The 21,256-nt window shown below is 69.8% G+C and carries 17 protein-coding genes; 5 read left to right on the top strand and 12 right to left on the bottom strand.

Features of this window, described 5'->3' with window-relative positions:
- Positions 1–64 precede the first annotated feature (64 nt).
- Together IE269_RS05125 and IE269_RS05130 are read right to left on the bottom strand one after the other, a co-directional pair.
- A complete protein-coding gene (locus IE269_RS05125; protein WP_189821536.1) occupies positions 65–427 on the bottom strand; it encodes a hypothetical protein in 363 nt (120 codons plus the stop codon).
- 90 nt (positions 428–517) lie between these two features.
- Positions 518–1,474 carry a heme o synthase gene (locus IE269_RS05130; protein WP_189821537.1) on the bottom strand — a complete coding sequence of 319 codons (957 nt, stop codon included), beginning with the start codon at positions 1,472–1,474 and terminating at the stop codon, positions 518–520.
- Between the two features lie 363 nt (positions 1,475–1,837).
- Between IE269_RS05130 and tkt the strand changes: the two genes are divergently transcribed.
- From tkt to pgl, 5 genes are read left to right on the top strand one after another with little or no spacing between them, the layout of a single operon-like run.
- Complete coding sequence (gene tkt, locus IE269_RS05135; RefSeq protein ID WP_189821538.1) at positions 1,838–3,928, top strand: transketolase; 2,091 nt, start codon at positions 1,838–1,840, stop codon at positions 3,926–3,928.
- 34 nt (positions 3,929–3,962) lie between these two features.
- The gene (gene tal, locus IE269_RS05140) at positions 3,963–5,081 is read left to right on the top strand and encodes a transaldolase (RefSeq protein ID WP_189821539.1); all 1,119 of its coding nucleotides are present in this window, start codon (positions 3,963–3,965) and stop codon (positions 5,079–5,081) included.
- 4 nt (positions 5,082–5,085) lie between these two features.
- Complete coding sequence (gene zwf, locus IE269_RS05145) at positions 5,086–6,609, top strand: glucose-6-phosphate dehydrogenase (protein WP_189821540.1); 1,524 nt, start codon at positions 5,086–5,088, stop codon at positions 6,607–6,609.
- The gene (gene opcA / locus IE269_RS05150) at positions 6,606–7,646 is read left to right on the top strand and encodes a glucose-6-phosphate dehydrogenase assembly protein OpcA (RefSeq protein ID WP_189821541.1); all 1,041 of its coding nucleotides are present in this window, start codon (positions 6,606–6,608) and stop codon (positions 7,644–7,646) included. The genes zwf and opcA overlap by 4 nt, the downstream gene beginning before the upstream one ends.
- Complete coding sequence (gene pgl, locus IE269_RS05155) at positions 7,646–8,428, top strand: 6-phosphogluconolactonase (protein ID WP_189821542.1); 783 nt, start codon at positions 7,646–7,648, stop codon at positions 8,426–8,428. Before opcA ends, pgl begins: the two co-directional genes overlap by 1 nt.
- A gap of 126 nt (positions 8,429–8,554) precedes the next feature.
- Here pgl and IE269_RS05160 read toward each other — a convergent pair whose 3' ends face one another.
- From IE269_RS05160 to IE269_RS05205, 10 genes are all read right to left on the bottom strand, one after another.
- Positions 8,555–10,135, bottom strand: a complete 1,581-nt coding sequence (locus IE269_RS05160; protein ID WP_438817573.1) for a PH domain-containing protein — start codon at positions 10,133–10,135, stop codon at positions 8,555–8,557.
- Positions 10,132–10,650, bottom strand: a complete 519-nt coding sequence (locus IE269_RS05165) for a PH domain-containing protein (RefSeq protein ID WP_229897850.1) — start codon at positions 10,648–10,650, stop codon at positions 10,132–10,134. The genes IE269_RS05160 and IE269_RS05165 overlap by 4 nt, the downstream gene beginning before the upstream one ends.
- Before the next feature lie 24 nt (positions 10,651–10,674).
- Positions 10,675–12,348 carry a glucose-6-phosphate isomerase gene (pgi, locus tag IE269_RS05170; RefSeq protein WP_189821543.1) on the bottom strand — a complete coding sequence of 558 codons (1,674 nt, stop codon included), beginning with the start codon at positions 12,346–12,348 and terminating at the stop codon, positions 10,675–10,677.
- 49 nt (positions 12,349–12,397) lie between these two features.
- Entirely contained in the window at positions 12,398–13,609 is a 1,212-nt protein-coding gene (locus tag IE269_RS05175) for an MFS transporter (protein WP_189821544.1), read from the bottom strand.
- Positions 13,610–13,775: 166 nt separating this feature from the next.
- Positions 13,776–14,111 carry an RNA polymerase-binding protein RbpA gene (locus IE269_RS05180; RefSeq protein WP_003957010.1) on the bottom strand — a complete coding sequence of 112 codons (336 nt, stop codon included), beginning with the start codon at positions 14,109–14,111 and terminating at the stop codon, positions 13,776–13,778.
- A gap of 169 nt (positions 14,112–14,280) precedes the next feature.
- A complete protein-coding gene (secG, locus tag IE269_RS05185; RefSeq protein ID WP_189822049.1) occupies positions 14,281–14,511 on the bottom strand; it encodes a preprotein translocase subunit SecG in 231 nt (76 codons plus the stop codon).
- A 150-nt stretch (positions 14,512–14,661) separates the two neighbouring features.
- On the bottom strand, positions 14,662–15,441 hold the full coding sequence (gene tpiA, locus IE269_RS05190; RefSeq protein WP_189821545.1) for a triose-phosphate isomerase: 780 nt from the start codon (positions 15,439–15,441) through the stop codon (positions 14,662–14,664).
- Between the two features lie 7 nt (positions 15,442–15,448).
- Positions 15,449–16,660: a phosphoglycerate kinase gene (locus tag IE269_RS05195; RefSeq protein WP_189821546.1), complete on the bottom strand. Its 1,212-nt coding sequence runs from the start codon at positions 16,658–16,660 to the stop codon at positions 15,449–15,451.
- A gap of 108 nt (positions 16,661–16,768) precedes the next feature.
- Positions 16,769–17,779 carry a type I glyceraldehyde-3-phosphate dehydrogenase gene (gene gap, locus IE269_RS05200; protein ID WP_189821547.1) on the bottom strand — a complete coding sequence of 337 codons (1,011 nt, stop codon included), beginning with the start codon at positions 17,777–17,779 and terminating at the stop codon, positions 16,769–16,771.
- 246 nt (positions 17,780–18,025) lie between these two features.
- Positions 18,026–20,983 (bottom strand): M14 family metallopeptidase, encoded by a 2,958-nt coding sequence (locus IE269_RS05205; RefSeq protein ID WP_189821548.1) that lies wholly within the window; start codon positions 20,981–20,983, stop codon positions 18,026–18,028.
- Positions 20,984–21,256 lie beyond the last annotated feature (273 nt).

Genomic DNA, 21,256 nt, shown 5'->3' on the forward strand with positions numbered 1-21,256 from the left:
CACAGGGCCTAACGGGTGAGGCCCGCCCCGGGTATCGAGGGCGGGCCCGTTCGCTGAGCCTTGCCTACGCCTTGCGGGGCTGGGAGCCGCCGAGCTGAATGCCGCCCATCCGCTTCCACTCGTACGGGCCGGTCTCGACCTTCGCGGCGAACTCGCCGTCGAAGTCCTCGTGGACGGTGATCCCGGCCTTCTCGGTGGCCGCCTTCGCCACGTCGTAGGTGGGGGCCACCAGGTCGCCCCACGCGCCGTCGTCGCCGACCAGGACGATGCGGGTGCCGCGCTGCCCGATGTACGCGAGCTGGCCCTCGGCGCCGCCGTGCTGACCGGCGAAGGCGGTGATCTGCTTGGCCAGCTTCGCCGTCCTGCGCGCGGCCGACTTCTCGGCCGACGTCGACGTGGGCCGCTCTGCCTGCTTGGTGTCTGCCATGAGCAGGATGCTACCGACGAGTAGCCGAACTGGCGACGGGCGGGACACGTGGCCTTGACCACGTGTCCCGCCCGTCGGGAGCCGTACGGATCAGAAGCGGATGAAGGGATCCACCGCGACCGCCACGAACAGCAGCGAGACGTAGGTGATGGACCAGTGGAACAGCCGCATCTCCTTCAGCTTCGCGCCCGTGATCTCGGCCTTGGCACGGGCCTGGAGGCCGTGCGCCTCCCACAGCCACCAGCCACCGGTGACCGCCGCGACGATCGTGTAGAACCAGCCCGTGTAACCCAGCGGCTGGAGCAGCAGGGAGACGGCCACCATCACCCAGCTGTACGCCACGATCTGCTTGGCGACCGCCTTGTTGCCCTTGACCACCGGCAGCATCGGCACGCCGACGCGGGCGTAGTCGTCCTTGACCTTCATCGACAGCGGCCAGTAGTGCGGCGGCGTCCAGAAGAAGATGACCAGGAAGAGGATGACCGCGGCCCACGACATCGAGTTGGTGACCGAGGACCAGCCGATGAGGACCGGCAGGCAGCCGGCGATGCCGCCCCAGACGATGTTCTGCGCGGTGCGGCGCTTCAGGATCATCGTGTAGACGACGACGTAGAAGAGCAGCGCACCGAGCGACAGCGCGGCGGACAGCCAGTTGACCAGCAGCCCGAACCAGAGCGTGGAGATCACCGCGAGCGAGATGCCGAAGACCAGGCACTCGCGCGGGCTGACCATCCCGGTGACCAGCGGACGCTGCGACGTGCGGTCCATCAGCGCGTCGATGTCGCGGTCGATGTACATGTTGAGCGCGTTCGCGCCACCGGCGGAGAGATATCCGCCGAGGCAGGTGGCCAGCACCAGCCAAAGGTCCGGGACACCCTGCTCCGCCAGGAACATCACCGGGACGGTGGTGATCAGCAGGAGCTCGATGATCCTCGGCTTGGTCAGTGCAACAAACGCCTTGACCCGGGCTCCGAACGGCCGATGGCCCCCCGGGCTGGGAGTCGAAGCGACCCCTGCGGGTCGGGACTCGACGGCCGTCACGCACACCCCTGACAGAGAAATCCTGAAGCAAGCTCCGGGCGTGAAGGCCCGGTAAAGACTTGCGCGTACCACGCCACTCTAGACGTTGCCCATACGTCGCCCTTCGCCGGGGTGGGGTCGTGTTGGGCCGACCGTGAACAACCCGCGGGACGAGGCACCCGAGGAGTAGTGTCCGGATGTATACGGAAATGCGTTCGCCGAGAGGCGAACCCCCTCGGAGACGCGCACTCTGGACTGTGACGCCTTGCCATTCCACCGGCGTGGACTCGAAATTTTGCGCGTTCTTCCGAGGGTAGGCTCGACAGCGCCCCGGTGCGGCGAACAGACACCGGGTCACTAAAACATTGTGGAGAGGAGCCCTGACCCAGGGTGAGCACCAAGCCGACCACCACAGATGACCTTGAGTGGACCGAATTGGACCAGCGGGCCGTAGACACGGCTCGCGTCCTGGCCGCGGACGCCGTACAGAAGGTCGGCAACGGCCATCCGGGTACGGCGATGAGCCTGGCTCCGGCCGCGTACACCCTCTTCCAGAAGGTGATGCGGCACGACCCGGCGGACGCCGACTGGACCGGCCGCGACCGCTTCGTGCTTTCCGCGGGCCACTCGTCCCTCACGCTCTACACCCAGCTCTACCTGGCCGGGTTCGGCCTGGAACTGGACGACCTGAAGTCGTTCCGCACCTGGGGGTCCAAGACGCCCGGTCACCCGGAGTACGGGCACACGGTCGGCGTCGAGACCACGACCGGTCCGCTCGGGCAGGGCGTCGCGAACGCGGTGGGCATGGCGATGGCCGCCCGCTACGAGCGCGGTCTGTTCGACCCCGAGGCCCCGGTCGGCGAGTCACCGTTCGACCACTTCATCTACGCGATCGCCGGCGACGGCTGCCTCCAGGAGGGCATCTCCGCCGAGGCGTCCTCGATGGCCGGTCACCAGAAGCTCGGCAACCTCGTGCTCCTGTGGGACGACAACCACATCTCGATCGAGGGCGACACCGAGACCGCGATCTCCGAGGACACGCTGAAGCGGTACGAGGCGTACGGCTGGCACGTCCAGCGCGTCGCGCCGAAGCCGGACGGCGACCTGGACCCCGAGGCGCTCTACAACGCGATCCAGGCGGCCAAGGCCGTCACGGACAAGCCCTCCTTCATCGCGATGCGCTCGATCATCGCCTGGCCCGCGCCGAACGCGCAGGGCACCGAGGCCTCGCACGGCTCGGCGCTCGGCGACGACGAGGTCGCGGCCACCAAGCGCGTGCTCGGCTTCGACCCGGAGCAGACCTTCGAGGTCTCCGACGCGGTCATCGCCCACACCCGCAAGGCCCTGGACCGGGGTGCGGAGGCGAAGGCCGAGTGGGAGAAGGGCTTCGCCGCCTGGCGCACCGCCAACCCGGAGCGCGCGGCCGAGTTCGACCGCATCAACGCGGGCGAGCTGCCCACGGGCTGGGAGGAGAAGCTCCCCGTCTTCGAGACCGGCAAGGGCGTCGCCACCCGTGCGGCCTCCGGCAAGGTCCTGCAGGCGCTGGGCGCGGTCATCCCCGAGCTGTGGGGCGGCTCGGCCGACCTCGCGGGCTCCAACAACACGACGATCGACAAGACCTCGTCGTTCCTCCCCGAGGGCAACCCCCTCCCGGAGGCGAGCCCGTACGGCCGCACCGTGCACTTCGGCATCCGCGAGCACTCGATGGCCGCCGAGATGAACGGCATCGCGCTGCACGGCAACACCCGTATCTACGGCGGCACCTTCCTGGTGTTCTCCGACTACATGCGCAACGCGGTGCGTCTGTCCGCGCTGATGCACCTGCCGGTCACGTACGTGTGGACGCACGACTCGGTCGGCCTCGGCGAGGACGGCCCCACCCACCAGCCGGTCGAGCACATCGCCTCGCTGCGCGCCATCCCGGGCCTGAACGTGGTCCGCCCGGCGGACGCCAACGAGACGGCCATCGCCTGGCGCGAGATCCTCAAGCGGTACACGAAGGTCTTCGGCAAGGGCGCCCCGCACGGTCTGGTGCTGACCCGTCAGGGCGTGCCGACGTACGAGGCCAACCAGGACGCCGCCCGTGGTGGGTATGTGCTGTTCGAGGCAGAGGGCGGCGACGCCCAGGTGGTCCTGATCGGTACCGGCTCCGAGGTCCAGCTCGCCGTCGAGGCGCGCGAGGCGCTCCAGGCCGAGGGCATTCCGACGCGTGTCGTGTCGATGCCGTCGGTGGAGTGGTTCGAGGAGCAGGACCAGGCCTACCGGGACAGCGTCCTTCCCCCGTCGGTCACGGCGCGTGTGGCGGTCGAGGCCGGTATCGGTCTCACCTGGCACAAGTACGTCGGTGACGCGGGCCGGATCGTCTCGCTGGAGCACTTCGGTGCCTCGGCCGACGGCAAGGTCCTCTTCAAGGAGTTCGGCTTCACCGGCGAGGCCGTCGCCGCCGCCGCCCGGGAATCTCTCGACGCCGCCCAGCGCTGACGCTCGTATACACGATCTAGGAGATGCATTTCTCATGACAGACGCACTCAAGCGCCTCTCCGACGAGGGCGTTGCGATCTGGCTCGACGACCTGTCGCGCAAGCGGATCACCTCCGGCAACCTCGCCGAGCTGATCGACCAGCAGCACGTCGTGGGCGTGACCACCAACCCGTCGATCTTCCAGAAGGCGATCTCCTCCGGCGACGGCTACGAGGGCCAGCTCAGCGACCTCGCGGCCCGCAAGGTGACCGTCGAGGAAGCCATCCGGATGATCACGACGGCGGACGTCCGTGACGCCGCCGACATCCTGCGCCCCGTCTTCGACGCGACGCAGGGCCAGGACGGCCGGGTCTCCATCGAGGTCGACCCGCGCCTGGCGCACGACACCGCGGCGACCATCGCCGAGGCCAAGCAGCTCGCCTGGCTGGTGGACCGCCCCAACACGCTCATCAAGATCCCGGCGACGAAGGCCGGTCTGCCGGCGATCACCGAGGTCATCGGCAAGGGCATCAGCGTCAACGTCACGCTGATCTTCTCGCTGGAGCGCTACCGCGAGGTCATGGACGCCTACCTGGCGGGCCTGGAGAAGGCGAAGGCCGCCGGCCTGGACCTCTCCAAGATCCACTCGGTGGCCTCCTTCTTCGTGTCCCGCGTGGACACCGAGATCGACAAGCGCCTCGACGGCCTGGGCACGGACGAGGCCAAGGCCCTCAAGGGCAAGGCCGCGCTCGCCAACGCCCGCCTCGCCTACCAGGCGTACGAGGAGGTCTTCTCCTCCGACCGCTGGGCCGCGCTGGACAAGGCGCAGGGCAACAAGCAGCGTCCGCTGTGGGCCTCGACCGGCGTCAAGGACCCGGCCTACAAGGACACTCTGTACGTGGACGACCTCGTCGCCCCGGGCACGGTGAACACCATGCCGGAGGCGACCCTGGAGGCCACCGCCGACCACGGGCAGATCACCGGCAACACCATCGCGGGCACGTACGAGCAGGCCCGCGCCGAGCTCGACGCCGTCGAGAAGCTGGGGATCAAGTACGACGACGTCGTGGAGCTGCTGGAGACCGAGGGCGTCTCCAAGTTCGAGGACGCCTGGAACGACCTGCTCAAGTCGACCGAGGCCGAGCTCAAGCGCCTCGCTCCTTCGGAGGGCTGACCACTTGTCCAGCAGCAATCCGCTGCGTGACGCACAGGATCGACGGCTCCCGCGCATCGCGGGGCCGTCGGGCCTGGTCATTTTCGGCGTCACGGGCGATTTGTCCCGTAAAAAGTTGATGCCTGCCGTCTACGACCTGGCCAATCGCGGCCTGCTGCCGCCGGGCTTCTCCCTCGTCGGCTTCGCCCGCCGCGACTGGGCCAGCGAGGACTTCGCGCAGGTCGTGCACGACGCCGTCAAGGAGCACGCGCGCACGGAGTTCCGCGAGGAGGTCTGGCAGCAGCTGATCCAGGGCATGCGCTTCGTCCAGGGCGACTTCGACGACGACAAGGCGTTCGAGACGCTGAAGGCGACGATCCAGGAGCTCGACAAGGCGCAGGGCACGGGCGGCAACTTCGCCTTCTACCTCTCGGTGCCCCCGAAGTTCTTCCCGCAGGTCGTCCAGCAGCTGAAGAAGCACGGGCTGGCCGAGCAGAAGGAGAACTCCTGGCGGCGCGCGGTCATCGAGAAGCCCTTCGGCCACGACCTGGACTCCGCGCAGGAGCTCAACCGGATCGTGCACGAGGTCTTCCCGCCGAACGAGGTCTTCCGCATCGACCACTACCTGGGGAAGGAGACGGTGCAGAACATCCTGGCGCTGCGTTTCGCCAACCAGATGTTCGAGCCGATCTGGAACCGGTCGTACGTGGACCACGTGCAGATCACCATGGCCGAGGACATCGGCATCGGCGGCCGGGCCGGGTACTACGACGGCATCGGCGCGGCCCGCGACGTCATCCAGAACCACCTCCTCCAGCTGCTGGCCCTGACCGCGATGGAGGAGCCCGCCTCCTTCGACGCGGACGCGCTGGTCGCGGAGAAGTCCAAGGTCCTGGGCGCGGTCAAGATCCCCAAGGATCTGGGCCGGGACACCGTGCGCGGCCAGTACGCGGCGGGGTGGCAGGGCGGCGCGAAGGCCGTCGGCTACCTCCAGGAGGACGGCATCGACCCCAAGTCGAAGACCGACACCTACGCCGCCGTGAAGCTGGAGATCGACAACCGCCGCTGGGCGGGCGTCCCCTTCTACCTCCGCACCGGCAAGCGCCTCGGCCGCCGGGTCACGGAGATCGCGGTCGTCTTCCAGCGCGCCCCGCACTCCCCCTTCGACCACACCGCCACCGAGGAGCTCGGCCAGAACGCGATCGTCATCCGCGTCCAGCCGGACGAGGGCGTCACCGTGCGCTTCGGCTCCAAGGTGCCGGGCACCTCGATGGAGATCCGGGACGTGTCGATGGACTTCGCGTACGGCGAGTCCTTCACGGAGTCCAGCCCCGAGGCGTACGAACGCCTCATTCTGGACGTGCTCCTGGGCGACGCCAACCTGTTCCCGCGCCTGGAGGAGGTCGAGCAGTCCTGGCGGATCCTCGACCCGATCGAGCAGTACTGGGACACCCACGGCAAGCCCGCGCAGTACGCGTCCGGCACCTGGGGCCCGGTCGAGGCGGACGAAATGCTTGCACGAGACGGACGGAGCTGGCGCCGGCCATGAGGATCGACCTGACGGACACCACGTCCAGCAAGATCAACAAGGCACTCGTGCAGGGACGGCGGGCCATAGGAACCCCCGCCGTCGGCATGGTGCTGACCCTCGTCATCGTCACCGACGAGGAGAACGCGTACGACGCCCTCAAGGCGGCGAACGAGGCCTCCCGCGAGCACCCCTCGCGCACCCTGGTCGTCGTCAAGCGGTTCTCGCGCTCGCCGCGCGACCGTTCGAAGGCGCGCCTGGACGCGGAGGTACGGCTCGGCGCCGACGCGGGCACCGGTGAAACGGTTGTGCTGCGGCTGTACGGCGAGGTCATCAACCACGCCCAGTCGGTCGTGCTGCCCCTGTTGCTGCCCGACGCGCCCACGGTCGTCTGGTGGCCGGTGAACGGTCCCGTGGACCCGGCCAAGGACCCCCTCGGTGCCCTCGGTCAGCGCCGCGTGACCGACACGTACGCCGCCGAGCAGCCGATCCACGAGCTGACGGCACGCAGCGAGAACTACACGCCGGGCGACACGGACCTGTCCTGGGCCCGCATCACCCCGTGGCGCTCGATGCTGGCCGCCGCGCTCGACCAGCTCCCCACCAAGGTCACCTCGGTCGAGGTGGAGGGCGAGGAGTTCAACCCGAGCTGCGAGCTGCTGGCCATGTGGCTGGCGGACCGCCTCTCGGTGCCGGTCAAGCGCACGCTCTCCGCCGGTCCCGGTCTCACGGCCGTACGGATGGAGACGGCGGACGGCCCGATCGTCCTCGACCGCGCCGACGGCTCGCTGGCCACGCTGTGCATGAACGGCCAGCCGGACCGCGCGGTGGCCCTCAAGCGCCGCGAGACCTCGGAACTGCTCGCCGAGGAACTGCGCCGCCTGGACCCGGACGACACCTACGCCTCGGCGCTGAAGTTCGGCGTGGACCGGCTGGGTGCGGTCGTGGAGAAGGCGGAGGCGGAGGCTTCCAAGACGGGCGAGGACGCTGCGGCTTCCGAGACCAAGCCCGCTCCGGCGAAGAAGGCCGCTCCCGCCAAGAAGGCGGCCGCCAAGTGATGAGCAGCTCGCCGCAGTTGGTGGTGCACCGGGACAAGGAGCTGATGGCTCAGGCCGCGGCGGCCCGCCTCATCACGAAGATCGTCGACGCGCAGGCCGCCCGCGGCTCCGCGTCGGTGGTCCTCACCGGCGGCCGCAACGGCAACGGCCTCCTGGCGGCGCTGGCCTCCTCCCCGGCCCGGGACGCGATCGACTGGTCGCGCCTGGACCTGTGGTGGGGCGACGAGCGGTACGTCCCGGCCGACGACCCGGAGCGCAACTACACGCAGGCCCGCGAGGCCCTGCTGGACGCGGTCCCGCTGGACCCGGCACGGGTGCACGCGATGCCGGCCTCCGACGCGGGCTTCGAGGACGCGGACTCGGCGGCGGAGGCCTACGCGGCCGAGCTGGCGGCGGCCGCGCGCCCCGAGGACCACGGCAAGGTGCCCACTTTCGACGTCCTCATGCTGGGCGTCGGCCCGGACACGCACGTCGCGTCGCTCTTCCCGGAGCACCCGGCGGTGCGCGAGACCGAGCGGACGGTGGTCGGCGTCCACGGCGCCCCCAAGCCCCCGCCCACCCGCATCTCGCTCACCCTCCCGGCGATCCGGGCGGCCCGCGAGGTGTGGCTGCTCGCGGCGGGCGAGGACAAGGCGAAGGCGGCGGCAATCGCCCTCTCGGGCCCCGGCGAGATCCAGGCCCCGGCCTCGGGCGCCTACGGGCGTGCCCGCACGCTCTGGCTCCTGGACAAGGCTGCGGCCTCGGAACTCCCGAGGTCCCTCTATCCCCCGGCGTCGGCCTGACCTTCGCCCCGGAACGCACCGCGGCCCGGCACTTCCCCTCACAAGGGGGACGGCCGGGCCGCGGTGCGTCGCGGGTCCTCAACGGGGTGCTGGTCCTGCGAGGTGCGGTCCTACGGGGTGCTGGTCCTACGGGGTGCCGTCCGGGTCCCGTTCCAGGAACGGGCCGAGCAGCCCCGGCACCGCCTCACCGGCGAACTCCAGACCCTCGCTCTGCCCCACGTCGTACGCGGAGTACGCCCCGACCCCGGCGGCCGTCGTCGCCGTCACCGTGACCAGGCCGGCCCTGCGCTGGAACACCGACTGCTTCACGGTGAAGCCGATCACCCCGTCCCGCCGCAGCGCCACCGTCGCCCGCCGCATCGACCCGGACCGCACCACCAGGTACTTGCCCGTGAGCCCGTGCCCCAGCGAGCGGTACGCGTCCACCGCCAACAGCGCGGCCACCGGCAGCAGCACCACCACGGCCGCCACCGCGACCCACACCAGCACCTGCGTCAGCAGCACGCCCAGCAGCAGGAGCGACGCCACCACCCCGAGCACCGAGCCCAGCGCCCAGCGCAACCGCCGGCCCCGCGCAGCCACCGGGTGCCCCCGCAGACGTACCGCCGAGGTCGGGGAGACCGGCTCCCGCAGCACCCGCGCGGCCACCGTCTCCGCCAGTTCCTTCGGGGCGGGCGGCAGGAGGGTCTTGCGGTCGGTCTTCTGGTCGGTCTCGGTCTCCGCGAGGCCGGTCGCCACCGCGTCCAGCCGGGCCGCCCCGGACAGCCGGATGCCGAGCGGTTCCAGCACCTCGACGCCCCGAAGCCGCCGCTCCTCGATGGAGATCGACCGCGAGGTGAACAGTCCCCGCTGCACCCGCAGCGTCCCGCCCGGCTCGCGGTCCAGCCGGTACCCCCACCACATCTCGACGAACAGCCCCAGCGCGCCGACCGCCCCCGCGATCAGCAGCACCACGGCCAGCGTGAGGACCATCCAGAGCACGGTGACCCCGTCGAACAGGTCGCCGACCCACTGGATCACCTCGACCTGGAGCCCGAACCACTCACTGCCCTGCATCAGGGCACCACCGGCACCGAGGCCGAGGAGCGGTGCGGCGAAGGACAGCGGCGCGTACCTGATCCAGCGGGGGTCGAGCGTGGCCAGCCTGCCGTCGGTCTCCTCGGCATCCTCGCGGACCGCGTGGTCGAGCAGTTCGCGGCGCAGCCGGTCGCCCTCGCGGCGGGTGACCGGGGTGATCTGGAGGATGGAGTCCGCTCCCGCGGCGCTGTGCTCCCCCGTACCGATCCGCACCTTGACCAGCCCGAGGACCCGCAGCAGCGGATGCGCGGTCAGGTCGACGGTGCGGATGCGCTCCCGGCGCAGCGAGCGGCGCTTCACCAGCAGCAGCCCGGTGTGCAGTTCGGCCCGCTCGGGACCTATCCGGTACCGGGTGTGCCGCCAGCGCAGGTACTCCAGTCCGGCGGTGCCCAGGAGGAGGAGCGCGGCCCCGCCCAGCACCCAGGCGAGCGCCCGCACCACCCCGAAGGGGACGGCGAGGGCGACGAAGGCGGGCACGCCGCCGCTGAAGGCGATGCCGCCCATGAGGGTCACGGCGACGAGCACGGTGCGCCGGTCCAGCTTCTGCCAGGGGACGTCGGCGGGGGCGTCCCCGGCCGGGGCTGTGTGCATCCCCTCCGGGGACGCCCCGTCCGCGCGCGTGCCGCTCATGTCGCGTCCCCGGGGGTGGCCCCGGTGATCTCCGTGAGCTGCTCCGCCAGTTCGGCGGCGACCTCGTGGTCGAGCCCCTCGATCTTGACGGCGCCCTTGGCGGACCCGGTGGTGACGACGACGGTGGCCAGCCCGAAGGCCTGCTGCAGCGGGCCGCGCACGGTGTCCACGGTCTGGATCCGCGACATCGGCGCCACCCGCCACTCCTGCCAGAAGTACCCGGTGTGGATGTACACCGCGGACTCGGTGACCTCCCAGCGGTGCACCCGGTACCACCAGCCGGGCAGGAGCAGGGCGGCGAGGAGCCCGGGAACGGCGATCAGCGCCGCGGGGAGGAACAGCCAGAACCTGGCCGGTTCGATCAGCACTCCCAGCAGGACGAGGACGAGGACCGGCGGCAGCACCAGCAGCAGCCACTGCACCCGCCACCAGGGGACGACCCTGCGGTCGAACCTGTTCTGCGGCGGTCTCAGCCGCACCGTCCCCGTGCCTGCTCCGGTCCCCGACACCGTCACCCCTCACCCCTCAGCGGATCGGCCTCAACGGCCGCGCAACGTACGGTACTTGCCCACGAGAGCCGCGGTCGAACTGTCGAGCGCCTCGCCCTTCTCCGTTCCGGTCAGCACCGGTTCGATCTTCTTCGCCAGGACCTTGCCCAGCTCGACGCCCCACTGGTCGAAGGAGTCGATGTTCCAGATCGCGCCCTGGACGAACACCTTGTGCTCGTAGAGGGCGATCAACTGGCCGAGCACGGACGGCGTCAGCTCGTCGCTGAGGATCGTGGTGGTCGGGTGGTTGCCGCGGAAGGTCTTGTGCGCCACCAGCTCCTCGGCGACGCCCTCGGCCCGTACCTCGTCCGGCGTCTTGCCGAAGGCCAGCGCCTGCGTCTGGGCGAAGAAGTTCGCCATCAGCAGGTCGTGCTGGGCCTCGAGCCCCGGGGTGAGGTCGGCGACCGGGCGGGCGAAGCCGATGAAGTCCGCCGGGATGACCTTGGTGCCCTGGTGCAGCAACTGGTAGTACGCGTGCTGCCCGTTGGTGCCCGGGGTGCCCCAGACGACCGGTCCGGTCTGCCAGTCGACGGGGTTGCCGTCGCGGTCCACGGACTTGCCGTTGGACTCCATGTCGAGCTGCTGGAGGTAGGCGGTGAACTTCGACAGGTAGTGGCTGTACGGAAGGACCGCGTGCGCCTGTGCGTCGAAGAAGGCCCCGTACCAGACGCCCAACAGGCCCAGCAGCAGCGGTGCGTTCTGCTCGGCGGGGGCGGTGCGGAAGTGCTCGTCGACCTGGTGGAAGCCGTCCAGCATCTCGCGGAAGCGGTCCGGGCCGATGGCGATCATCAGCGAGAGGCCGATGGCCGAGTCGTAGGAGTAGCGGCCGCCGACCCAGTCCCAGAACTCGAACATGTTGGCCGTGTCGATGCCGAAGTCGGCGACCTTCTCGGCGTTGGTGGACAGCGCCACGAAGTGCTTGGCGACGGCGGACTCGTCGCCGCCCAGCTTCCCCAGCAGCCAGTTGCGGGCGGAGGTGGCGTTGGTGATGGTCTCGATCGTCGTGAACGTCTTGGAGGCGACGATGAAGAGCGTCTCCTCGGCGTCCAGGTCGCGGATCGCCTCGTGCAGGTCGGCGCCGTCCACGTTGGACACGAAGCGGAAGTCCAGCTCGCGGGCGGTGAAGGAGCGCAGCACCTCGTACGCCATGGCCGGGCCGAGGTCGGAGCCGCCGATGCCGATGTTGACGACCGTCTTGATGCGCCGGCCGGTGTGCCCGGTCCACTCGCCCGAGCGGACCTTGTCGGAGAAGGCGGCCATCTTGTCGAGGACGGCGTGCACGGCCGGGACGACGTTCTCGCCGTCGACCTCGACGACCGCTCCGCGCGGGGCGCGCAGCGCGGTGTGCAGGACGGCGCGGTCCTCGGTGGTGTTGATCTTCTCGCCGCGGAACATGGCGTCGCGCAGCTCGGCGACGCCGGTGGCCTCGGCCAGCTCGCGGAGCAGGCCCAGGGTCTCGTCGGTGACCAGGTGCTTGGAGTAGTCGAGATACAGGTCGCCGACCTGGAGCGTGTAGCCCGAGCCGCGGGCCGGGTCGGCGGCGAACAGGTCGCGCAGGTGGGCGTCGCCCAGCTGCTCCCGGTGCTTGCCCAGCGCCGCCCACTCGGGAAGCCGGTTCAGCCTGGTGCGGCCGTTCTTCGAATCCATCGCGTTCATCTCGGACATCAGCCCACTTCTACTCGTATCCGCATGCATCCCCCGCTGCTTCCCCAACTTAATTGATCAGAGGTGCGAGTGCGGCCACGGCCAGCCCCATCAGCGCGGCCGCCAGCAGGGCGGGTGCGTTCAGTCCCCAGGAGGCCGCCGCGAGTCCCGCCAGGAGCGCCCCGAGCGGGGCTCCGGCGACCGCGAGGGTGCGGAAGGCCGCACTGACCCTGCCCAGCATCTGTGCGGGGCTGCGCTCCTGCATCAGGGTCGTCTGGTTGGCGTTCCACACGATGCCCATCAGCCCGAAGACCGCCATCGCCGCGACCGCCGCCACCGGCGAGCGCACCGTGCCCAGCACGACCAGACAGCCGGCCTGCACCGACCCCGCCAGGAACACGCTCCGTATGCGCCCCACCCGCCTGGCCAGCCGTCCGGCGACCAGCCCGCCGACCACGCTGCCCACGCCGTACGCCGTGATGGCCGCCGCGAATCCGGCCTGCCCGGCGTCCAGCCAGCCGGTGACGTGCAGCACCAGGGTGGCGATGAGCCCGCCGACGCCGATGTTGCACAGCGTCGTCGCGGTGCACAGGCCGCGCAGCTGCCGGTCCGCCCACAGCACCTTCAGCCCGGCCGCGATGTCCCCGCGCAGCGTGCTGCCCGCCGGGCGCGGCGGCCGCTCTGGCGCCGGGACCCGCAGCGAGGCGATCAGCACGGCGGCCAGGACATAGGTGACCGCGTCGGCGGCGTACGGCACCGAAGGGCCCCAGAACAGCAGCACCGGCACCAGCGGGGCGGCCAGGAAGGTCCCCGCCACCTGCTGCCCGGTCATCAGCCGGGCGTTCGCCGAGCCGAGCGCCTGCGCCGGGACGAGCGAGGGCAGCAGGGCGGTGGCCGCGTTGTCGAAGAGGGTCTGGAGGGTGGTCAGTGCGAAGGCCACCACGATCAGCAGGGCGATCGACGCGTGCCCGAGCGCCACGGCCACCGCGAAGCCCGCCATCAGCAGCCCGCGCACGAGGTCGACGGCCCACATCGCCCGCCGCTGGTCGACCCGGTCGGCGACCGCCCCGCCGAGCAGCCCGAACAGCAGCCACGGCAGGAACCCGCACGCGCTCACCAAGGCCACCAGCACCGGGTCCCGGGTCAGCGTGGCCGCGAGCAGCGGCATCGCGGCGGTGCGCAGCGAGTCGCCGAACTTGGACACGACGGCCGCCGACCACAGCCGCCCGAACCCCCCGCGCCACGCGGGCGCCTGCACCGCCACCGCCTGCACCGCTGCCACAACTACCCCCGCGAGCCGAGCCGTTCAGATCCGGCAACGCCAGATCATGCAAGGACCGTAAGGGGTACCACTGACAATCGCGCTGACCTGCATAAACGCTGCCCTGCACGAACAGCGAAAGCAGCGAGGGCCGGACACCCTCCGGTGTCCGGCCCTCGCTCCGTTCCTAGATCTCGCCCCGCAGTTTGGCGAGCGCCTCCGCGAGGATCGCCTCGCCGTCCGCGTCGCTGCGCCGCTCCCGCACGTAGGCGAGATGGGTCTTGTACGGTTCCGTGCGCGGCGGATCCGGGGGGTTGTCCCGGTCCTGACCGGCCGGGAATCCACAGCGCGGACAGTCCCAGGTGTCCGGGACCTGCGCGTCGCTGGCGAAGCTGGGCTGCGTCTCGTGCCCGTTGGAGCACCAGAAGGAGATGCGCAGGCGGGGCGCGGACTCGCCGCGCTCGGCCTCACCCATCGGCCCCGCTCCGACCCGGCTTCCCCGGATCGCGTTGCCACTTGCCACGGTCGTAACTCCCTGCGTGATGTGCTGCGGGACTACGTCGTACTGCCCCGCGGCGAGCGCCCAGTCTGCATGAGGCCCAACGCGCGTCCAGTGACGGGAGTTACACCCCGACGCCGGGACGCCTGCCCATGATAGGCCGCGATCCCGGCGTCGTACCGGACGATGCGCGTCAGCCGTCGAGCTTCATCAGCAGCGCGAGCGCCACGATGAGGCCGAACCAGACCAGACCGACGACCACGGTGATCCGGTCGAGGTTGCGCTCGGCGACCGAGGACCCTCCGACGGACGACTGCATGCCGCCGCCGAACATGTCGGAGAGACCGCCGCCCTTCCCCTTGTGCATCAGAACCAGCAGCATCAGCAGCAGGCTGAATACGATCAGGGCGATCGAGAACCCCATAACCACGGCTGGACCAACTTCCTCGGATCAAGTCTCGAAACAGACAAAGACGACGGGGGCCGGTGGCGAGCCACCGACCCCCGTCAGAGTACGACGGATCGGCCCGAGGGCCTACTCACTGCCGGTACTACTGGCAGTGGCCGCGGCCGACTACTGGTCGCGGAAACGGACGATCTTGACGAACTCGTCGGCGTCCAGCGCCGCGCCGCCGATCAGCGCACCGTCGACGTCGGGCTTCGCCATGATCGCGGCGACGTTCCCGGACTTCACGGAGCCGCCGTACTGGATGCGGACCTTGTCGGCCAGCTCCTGGGAGTACAGCTCGGCCAGCCGCCCGCGGATCGCACCGCAGACCTCCTGCGCGTCCTCGGGCGTGGCGACCTCGCCGGTGCCGATGGCCCACACGGGCTCGTAGGCGATGACGATGGACTCGGCCTGCTCGGCCGGGATGTCCTTGAGGCCGCCGTCGACCTGGGCCAGCGTGTACTCGACCTGCTGGCCGGCCTTGCGGATGTCCAGGCCCTCGCCGACGCACATGATCGGGGTGAGGCCGTGCCGATACGCGGCCTTGACCTTGGCGTTGACGACCTCGTCGGTCTCGTTGTGGTACTGGCGGCGCTCGGAGTGGCCGATGGCCACGTAGGAGCACTTGAACTTGGCCAGCATCGCACCGGAGATCTCGCCGGTGTACGCGCCGGAGTCGTGCGCCGAGAGGTCCTGGGCGCCGTACTTGATCTTCAGCTTGTCGCCGTCGACCAGGGTCTGCACGGAGCGCAGGTCGGTGAAGGGCGGCAGGACCGCGACCTCGACCGCGTCGAAGTCCTTGTCGGCCAGCGCGAAGGCGAGCTTCTGGACGTGGGCGATGGCCTCGAGGTGGTTGAGGTTCATCTTCCAGTTGCCCGCCATCAGCGGGGTACGGGTGGTGCTCATCTAAGGATCAGTCCTCCAGTGCGGCAAGGCCGGGCAGGGTCTTGCCTTCCAGGTATTCGAGGCTTGCGCCGCCGCCGGTCGAGATGTGGCCGAACGCGTTCTCGTCGAAGCCCAGGATGCGGACCGCGGCGGCGGAGTCGCCACCGCCGACGACCGAGAAGGCGTCGCTGTCCAGCAGGCCCTGCGCGACGGCGGCGGTGCCACCGGCGTAGTCCGGGTGCTCGAAGACGCCCATCGGGCCGTTCCAGAAGACCGTGGCGGCGTCGGCCAGCTTGGAAGCGTACAGCTCACGGGTCTTGGGGCCGATGTCCAGGCCCTCCTGGTCGGCCGGGATGGCGTCGGCCGCGACCGTGGTCGGGTTGGCCGGGGTCTTGCCCTTGAGGTCGGGGAACTCCGCCGAGACCAGCACGTCCACGGGAAGGACGAACTCGACGCCCTTCTTCTTCGCCCGGTCCAGGTACTCCAGGACGGTCGGGATCTGGTCCTCCTGGAGCAGCGAGATGCCGACCTCGTGGCCCTGGGCCTTGAGGAAGGTGTACGCCATGCCGCCGCCGACCAGGATGCGGTCGGCCTTCTCCAGCAGGTGGTCGATCACGCCGAGCTTGTCGGAGACCTTGGCGCCGCCGAGGACGACGACGTACGGGCGCTTGACGTCCTCGGTGAGCTTCTTCAGGACGCCGACCTCGGTGGCGATGAGGTCGCCGGCGGCGTGCGGCAGGCGGGCCGGGAGGTCGAAGACCGAGGCGTGCTTGCGGTGCACCGCGCCGAAGCCGTCGCCGACGTACAGGTCGGCGAGGGAGGCGAGCTCGTCGGCGAAGGCGCCGCGCTCGGCGTCGTCCTTGGACGTCTCACCGGCGTTGAAGCGCAGGTTCTCGATGACGGCGACCTTGCCGTCGGTGAGGGCCTCGACGGTCGTACGGGCGGACTCGCCGACCGTGTCGGTCGCGAAGGCGACCTCGGCGTCGAGGATCTCGCCGAGCCGCTTGGCGGCCGGGGCCAGGGAGAACGCCGGGTCCGGGGCGCCCTTGGGGCGGCCCAGGTGCGAGGCGACGATCACGCGTGCGCCCGCGGCGGCGAGCTTGGCGATCGTGGGGGCGACGGCGCGGATGCGGCCGTCGTCGGTGATCGTGGTGCCGTCGAGCGGCACGTTGAGGTCGGCGCGGACGAAGACCCGCTTGCCGGTTACGCCATCGGCGATGAGTTCGTCGATCGTCTTCATGAAGTACGGCTCCTCAGAAGGGCTGGACAGACGACAGGGCTCGTACAGCGCCGCATTGCGCTGCCCGAGCCCTGTCGCTCACATCTTGATGCTCTCAGCTGTTGCTGATCAGAGCTGACCGCCGACGAAGACGGTCAGGTCGACCAGACGGTTGGAGTAGCCCCACTCGTTGTCGTACCAACCGAGGATCTTCACCGTCTTGCCGTCCTGGACCATGGTCAGGGACGAGTCGAAGGTGCACGACGCCGGGTCGCTCACGATGTCGGAGGAGACGATCGGGTCCTCGGTGTAGTAGAGGATGCCCTTCAGGTCGCCGTCCTCGGAGGCCTTCTTGAACGCGGCGTTGACCTCGTCCTTGGTGACCTCGCGGCCGAGCTCGACGACCAGGTCGGTGGCCGAACCGGTCGGGACCGGCACGCGCATGGCGATGCCGTCGAGCTTGCCCTTGAGCTGCGGGAGGACCAGGGCGGTGGCCTTGGCGGCACCGGTCGTGGTCGGGATGATGTTCTCGGCGGCGGCGCGGGCGCGACGCAGGTCCGAGTGCGGGAAGTCCAGGATGCGCTGGTCGTTGGTGTACGCGTGGACCGTCGTCATCAGGCCCTTGACCAGGCCGAAGTTCTCGTCGAGAACCTTGGCCATCGGCGCCACGCAGTTGGTGGTGCAGGAGGCGTTGGAGATGACGTGGTGGTTGGCCGCGTCGTACTTGTCCTGGTTGACGCCCATCACGATGGTGATGTCCTCGTCCTTGGCCGGAGCCGAGATGAGGACCTTCTTCGCGCCACCGGCGATGTGCTTCTCCGCGTCGGCCTTCTTCGTGAAGATGCCGGTCGACTCGATCACGATGTCGACGCCCAGCTCGCCCCACGGGATGTCGGCGGGGTTGCGCTCGGACAGCACCTTGATGGTGTGGCCGTCGACGGTGATGGTGTTCTCGGTGTGCGACACCTCGGCCTTGAGGCGGCCCAGGATGGTGTCGTACTTCAGAAGGTGTGCGGTGGTGGCGGTGTCACCCAGGTCGTTGACAGCCACGATCTCGATGTCCGCACCCTGCTCCAGCAGCGCCCGGAAGTAGTTGCGCCCGATGCGGCCGAAGCCGTTGATGCCTACGCGGATCGTCACGAACCGATCTCCTCGTTGGTACGCCGGGGTTTCGACGCCTCGGCGAGCTTGAATGGGATGTCCCCGACCGCTCCCGACCCTACCTCTCCGTAGACCTTCACGTCGCATCGAGTACGGCCGTGCCGTGGCCGGAACACAGCCCGGCGGCCCGTACTCCCCAGTAGTGAAGCGGGTAGTACGGGCCGCCGGGACCTTTGTCCGTATTACTCAGCGTGACCGCGCGGGCCTGCTGCTGACGCCGTCGGATCAGCCCTTGATGCTCCGCAGGGCCTTCTCCAGCAGCTTGGCGCGCTCCCCCGCGTCCGGCACGTGCTCCAGGCCGAAGCCCAGGAGCGCGGTGTCACGGGTGGTGACTGCCGCGTACGTCTGGAACAGCTCGCCGGTGCGGGCCCACGGAGTGGTCACCGCCGGGCTGCCCGCGGGGGCGGCCGTCGGTGCCCAGATGCCGAGGGAGGTCTCGAAGCCCTCCGCGTCACGGTCGGCGCCGCCGACGGTGAGGCGGGTGTCGTCGAGGAAGACGCCGCGGCCCAGGTCGCTCGGGTCGGTGACATAGGCCAGGGACAGCTCGACCTTCTTGCCCGCGTAGGCGCTCAGGTCGAAGGAGACCTGCTTCCAGCCGCCGGAGGAACCGGTGAAGCTGTTCCACTGGCCGCTGGTGCCGCTCGCGGTGCAGCCCGCGTCGCCCCGGGTGAGGTAGTGCGCCAGGAAGGGGTGTGCCTCCATGTAGAAGCCCTGGTCGCACTGGCTCGGGACGGTGTTCTTGGTGAGGCCGCTCTTCTCGGGCAGCGTCGTGTAGTCCTCGGCGCCCGCGGTACGGGCCTCCAGGAACGCGTGGTCGTAGCCGGGCTCGGTGTTCCAGTTGAGCGCGGCGCGCAGGGTCGGCTGGTCGGCGGCGGTGACGCCGGTCAGGTCGACGGTGCGGGTGAGGCGCTTGTACTGGCCGCTCTGGCTGGTCGCGGACGCCATCCAGGAGCCCTGGTAGGGCGCGTACGGGTTGTTGATGCCCGTGTAGCGGCCCGCCTGGGCGCTCTTGAACTGCGGGAACTCGGCCGCGGGCAGCGAGTCGGAGGTGACCAGGTAGGCGCCCGCGGTGTCCAGCGGGTTGCCGGGGGCACCGGTGAGCGGGGTGGTGACGCCTGCCAGGCCGCCCGCTCCGGCGAGACCGGTGGCGCCGGGGGCGTTCACCCGGCCGTAGGCGCCGAGGTAGTACTGGCTGAAGTCGTCGGTGAGGGCCGGGCCGAGCTGGGCCGCGCCGCCGGCCTTCTCACCGGCCTCGACCAGCTTGCCGCCCTCGTTGAGGTACTGGCGCAGCTGGTACTGGGTCGCGCCGCCCGGCGTGTTCGCCCCGGTGTAGTGCACCACCGAGTCGAAGTGGCCGAGGACGCCCAGCGAGTGCGGGGCACCCTGCGTGGCGACGTCCCAGACGGTGACGGAACGGCCGTTGGCCTTCAGCGCGTCCACGTACTTCTGGACCTGCGTGGCGGGCGCGCCCTCCTCGGCGACGACCAGGTGCGCGGCCTTGGGCGTGTTGGCGAGCGTGTACGTGAAGTGCTCGCTCTCGGTGGGCTTTCCGGCCTTGGTCTCGCCGGTGAACCACACCTCGACCTTGTCGCCGGGCTTGCCGTCCTGGACCTTGGCGCGGTAGTCGTCGAAGTAGGTGTTGTCCTCGTCGCCGTAGCGCAGGCCGCCGTCCCAGGCCTTCAGCGCCTGGTCGTGCACCTTGCCGCCGTTGACGCGGTACTTGAGCTCCTTGTCGCGCACCGACTTGCGGACCGTGACGTTGATCTCCTGGTCCTTGTCACGGGCGTACGAGGAGGTGAACGGGTCCAGCGTGAAGTCGGGGGCGTCGATGCCGACGGAGGACTTGGGCTGGTCCGGGGTGAGCGTGGTCTCGGCGACGGAGAGCGCGAAGGGGATGTTCTTCGCGAACTCCTGCTGGATCAGCTTCTCGTCGTCGGGGAAGTTGAAGCCCGACATGCAGTCGCGGGCGTTCCACTTGTCGTTCGGGTCCAGGTCGGAGATCGTCTGGCAGGTCGACATCTCGGGGGTGAACATCTTGATGCCGTTGACGTTGCCCGCGTGGCCGTCGGCCTCGCCGTTGGTGACGTACAACTCCGAGGAGACCTGCGGGTGGTAGCCGGGGACGGCCGAGTTCTCCGGGGTGCCGGCGAGGGCCTTGAGGGCCACGTCGTCGGGGGTCGGGGTGGCGACCTGCCAGCCGACGCCGTAGAGCAGCAGCTCGGCGGCCGAGTGGTAGTTGATCGCGTACTTGAAGCCGATGCGCTTCTGGAAGCGGTCGAGGGCGACGGTCTCCGGCTCGGACATCGCCTTGGGGCCACGGAAGGTCTCGTCCGAGGGGTCGGGGGACGAACCCTCGTTGTCGTAGCCCCACTTGTAGGCGAAGTTGCGGTTGAGGTCGATGCCGTCGCCGACGTCGGTCTTGCCGCTGCCGTTGGTGTCGCGGAGGTTCTTGCGCCACAGGCGGACGTTGCGGTCGGTGGGCGCGGTGTGCGTGTAGTCGTAGCCGTCCGGGTTGGCGGACAGCATGAACCACAGCTCGCTCTTGTCGACGAGCCTGGTTATCTTCGCGTCCTTGCCGTACCCGTTGACGAAGTGGTGCATCAGCCGCCGGGTCATCTCCGGGGTGATCCACTCACGGGCGTGCTGGTTGGACAGGTAGAGCGTGGCGGGCTTGGAGCCGTCGGCACTCTGGCGGGCGTTCTTGGTGAGCTTGAGCGCCAGGATGTCCTTGCCCTGGACCGTCTTGCCGATGGAGACGACCTTGGCGATGGACGGGTTGGCCTGCGCAACGGCCAGCAGCTCCTCCTGGAGACCGCCCTTGCCGCTGTACGGACGGAACACGCCGTCACCCGCGGCCGCGGCCCGCGCCTTGGCGGCGGGGAGCTTGCGCTCGCTCAGGTCCACGCCCTGGGTGCGCAGCTCGGCGGCCTGCTTCTGGGTGAGGATCAGCTCGACGGTGGCGGTGCCCTTGGCCGGGACCTGCTCGCTCAGTTCGTGGGCGTCGGTGCCGGCCTTGAGGAGCAACGGCACCTGCGCCTGGGTGACCTTGGCGTCGAAGACCGAGACACCGTTGTCGCCCCCGGCGGCGTTTCCGGCGGGCTGGGCCTGCGCCACGGGTACTGCGGCGACTCCGGCTATCAGCAGTGAAGAAGCGGCGAGTATCGATCTCGCTCTGCGTCTCATGTGCCCCCCTTGCTGTTGTCTGTCACGTGAGTGAACAGACGTCAGAATCATGACCATTCATGGCCACGTCAAGAGCACATCAGCAACACATAAAGCTGCCCCTGACACCCAATTGGGCGTCAGGGGCGGGGAGTTGTGGCGGAGTCATGAATTCCGCCGTACCGGGGCGCTACAGGCTGGAGGCCATCCCGTTGGCCATGCCCGGCGCCATCGTGCCGGTCATGCTGCTGGTCGCGTTGTTGGCCAGGGAGTTGCTGCCCGCGAGGGAGGCGG

It is taken from the genome of Streptomyces spiroverticillatus (assembly GCA_014650415.1).
Taxonomy (GTDB): domain Bacteria; phylum Actinomycetota; class Actinomycetes; order Streptomycetales; family Streptomycetaceae; genus Streptomyces; species Streptomyces spiroverticillatus.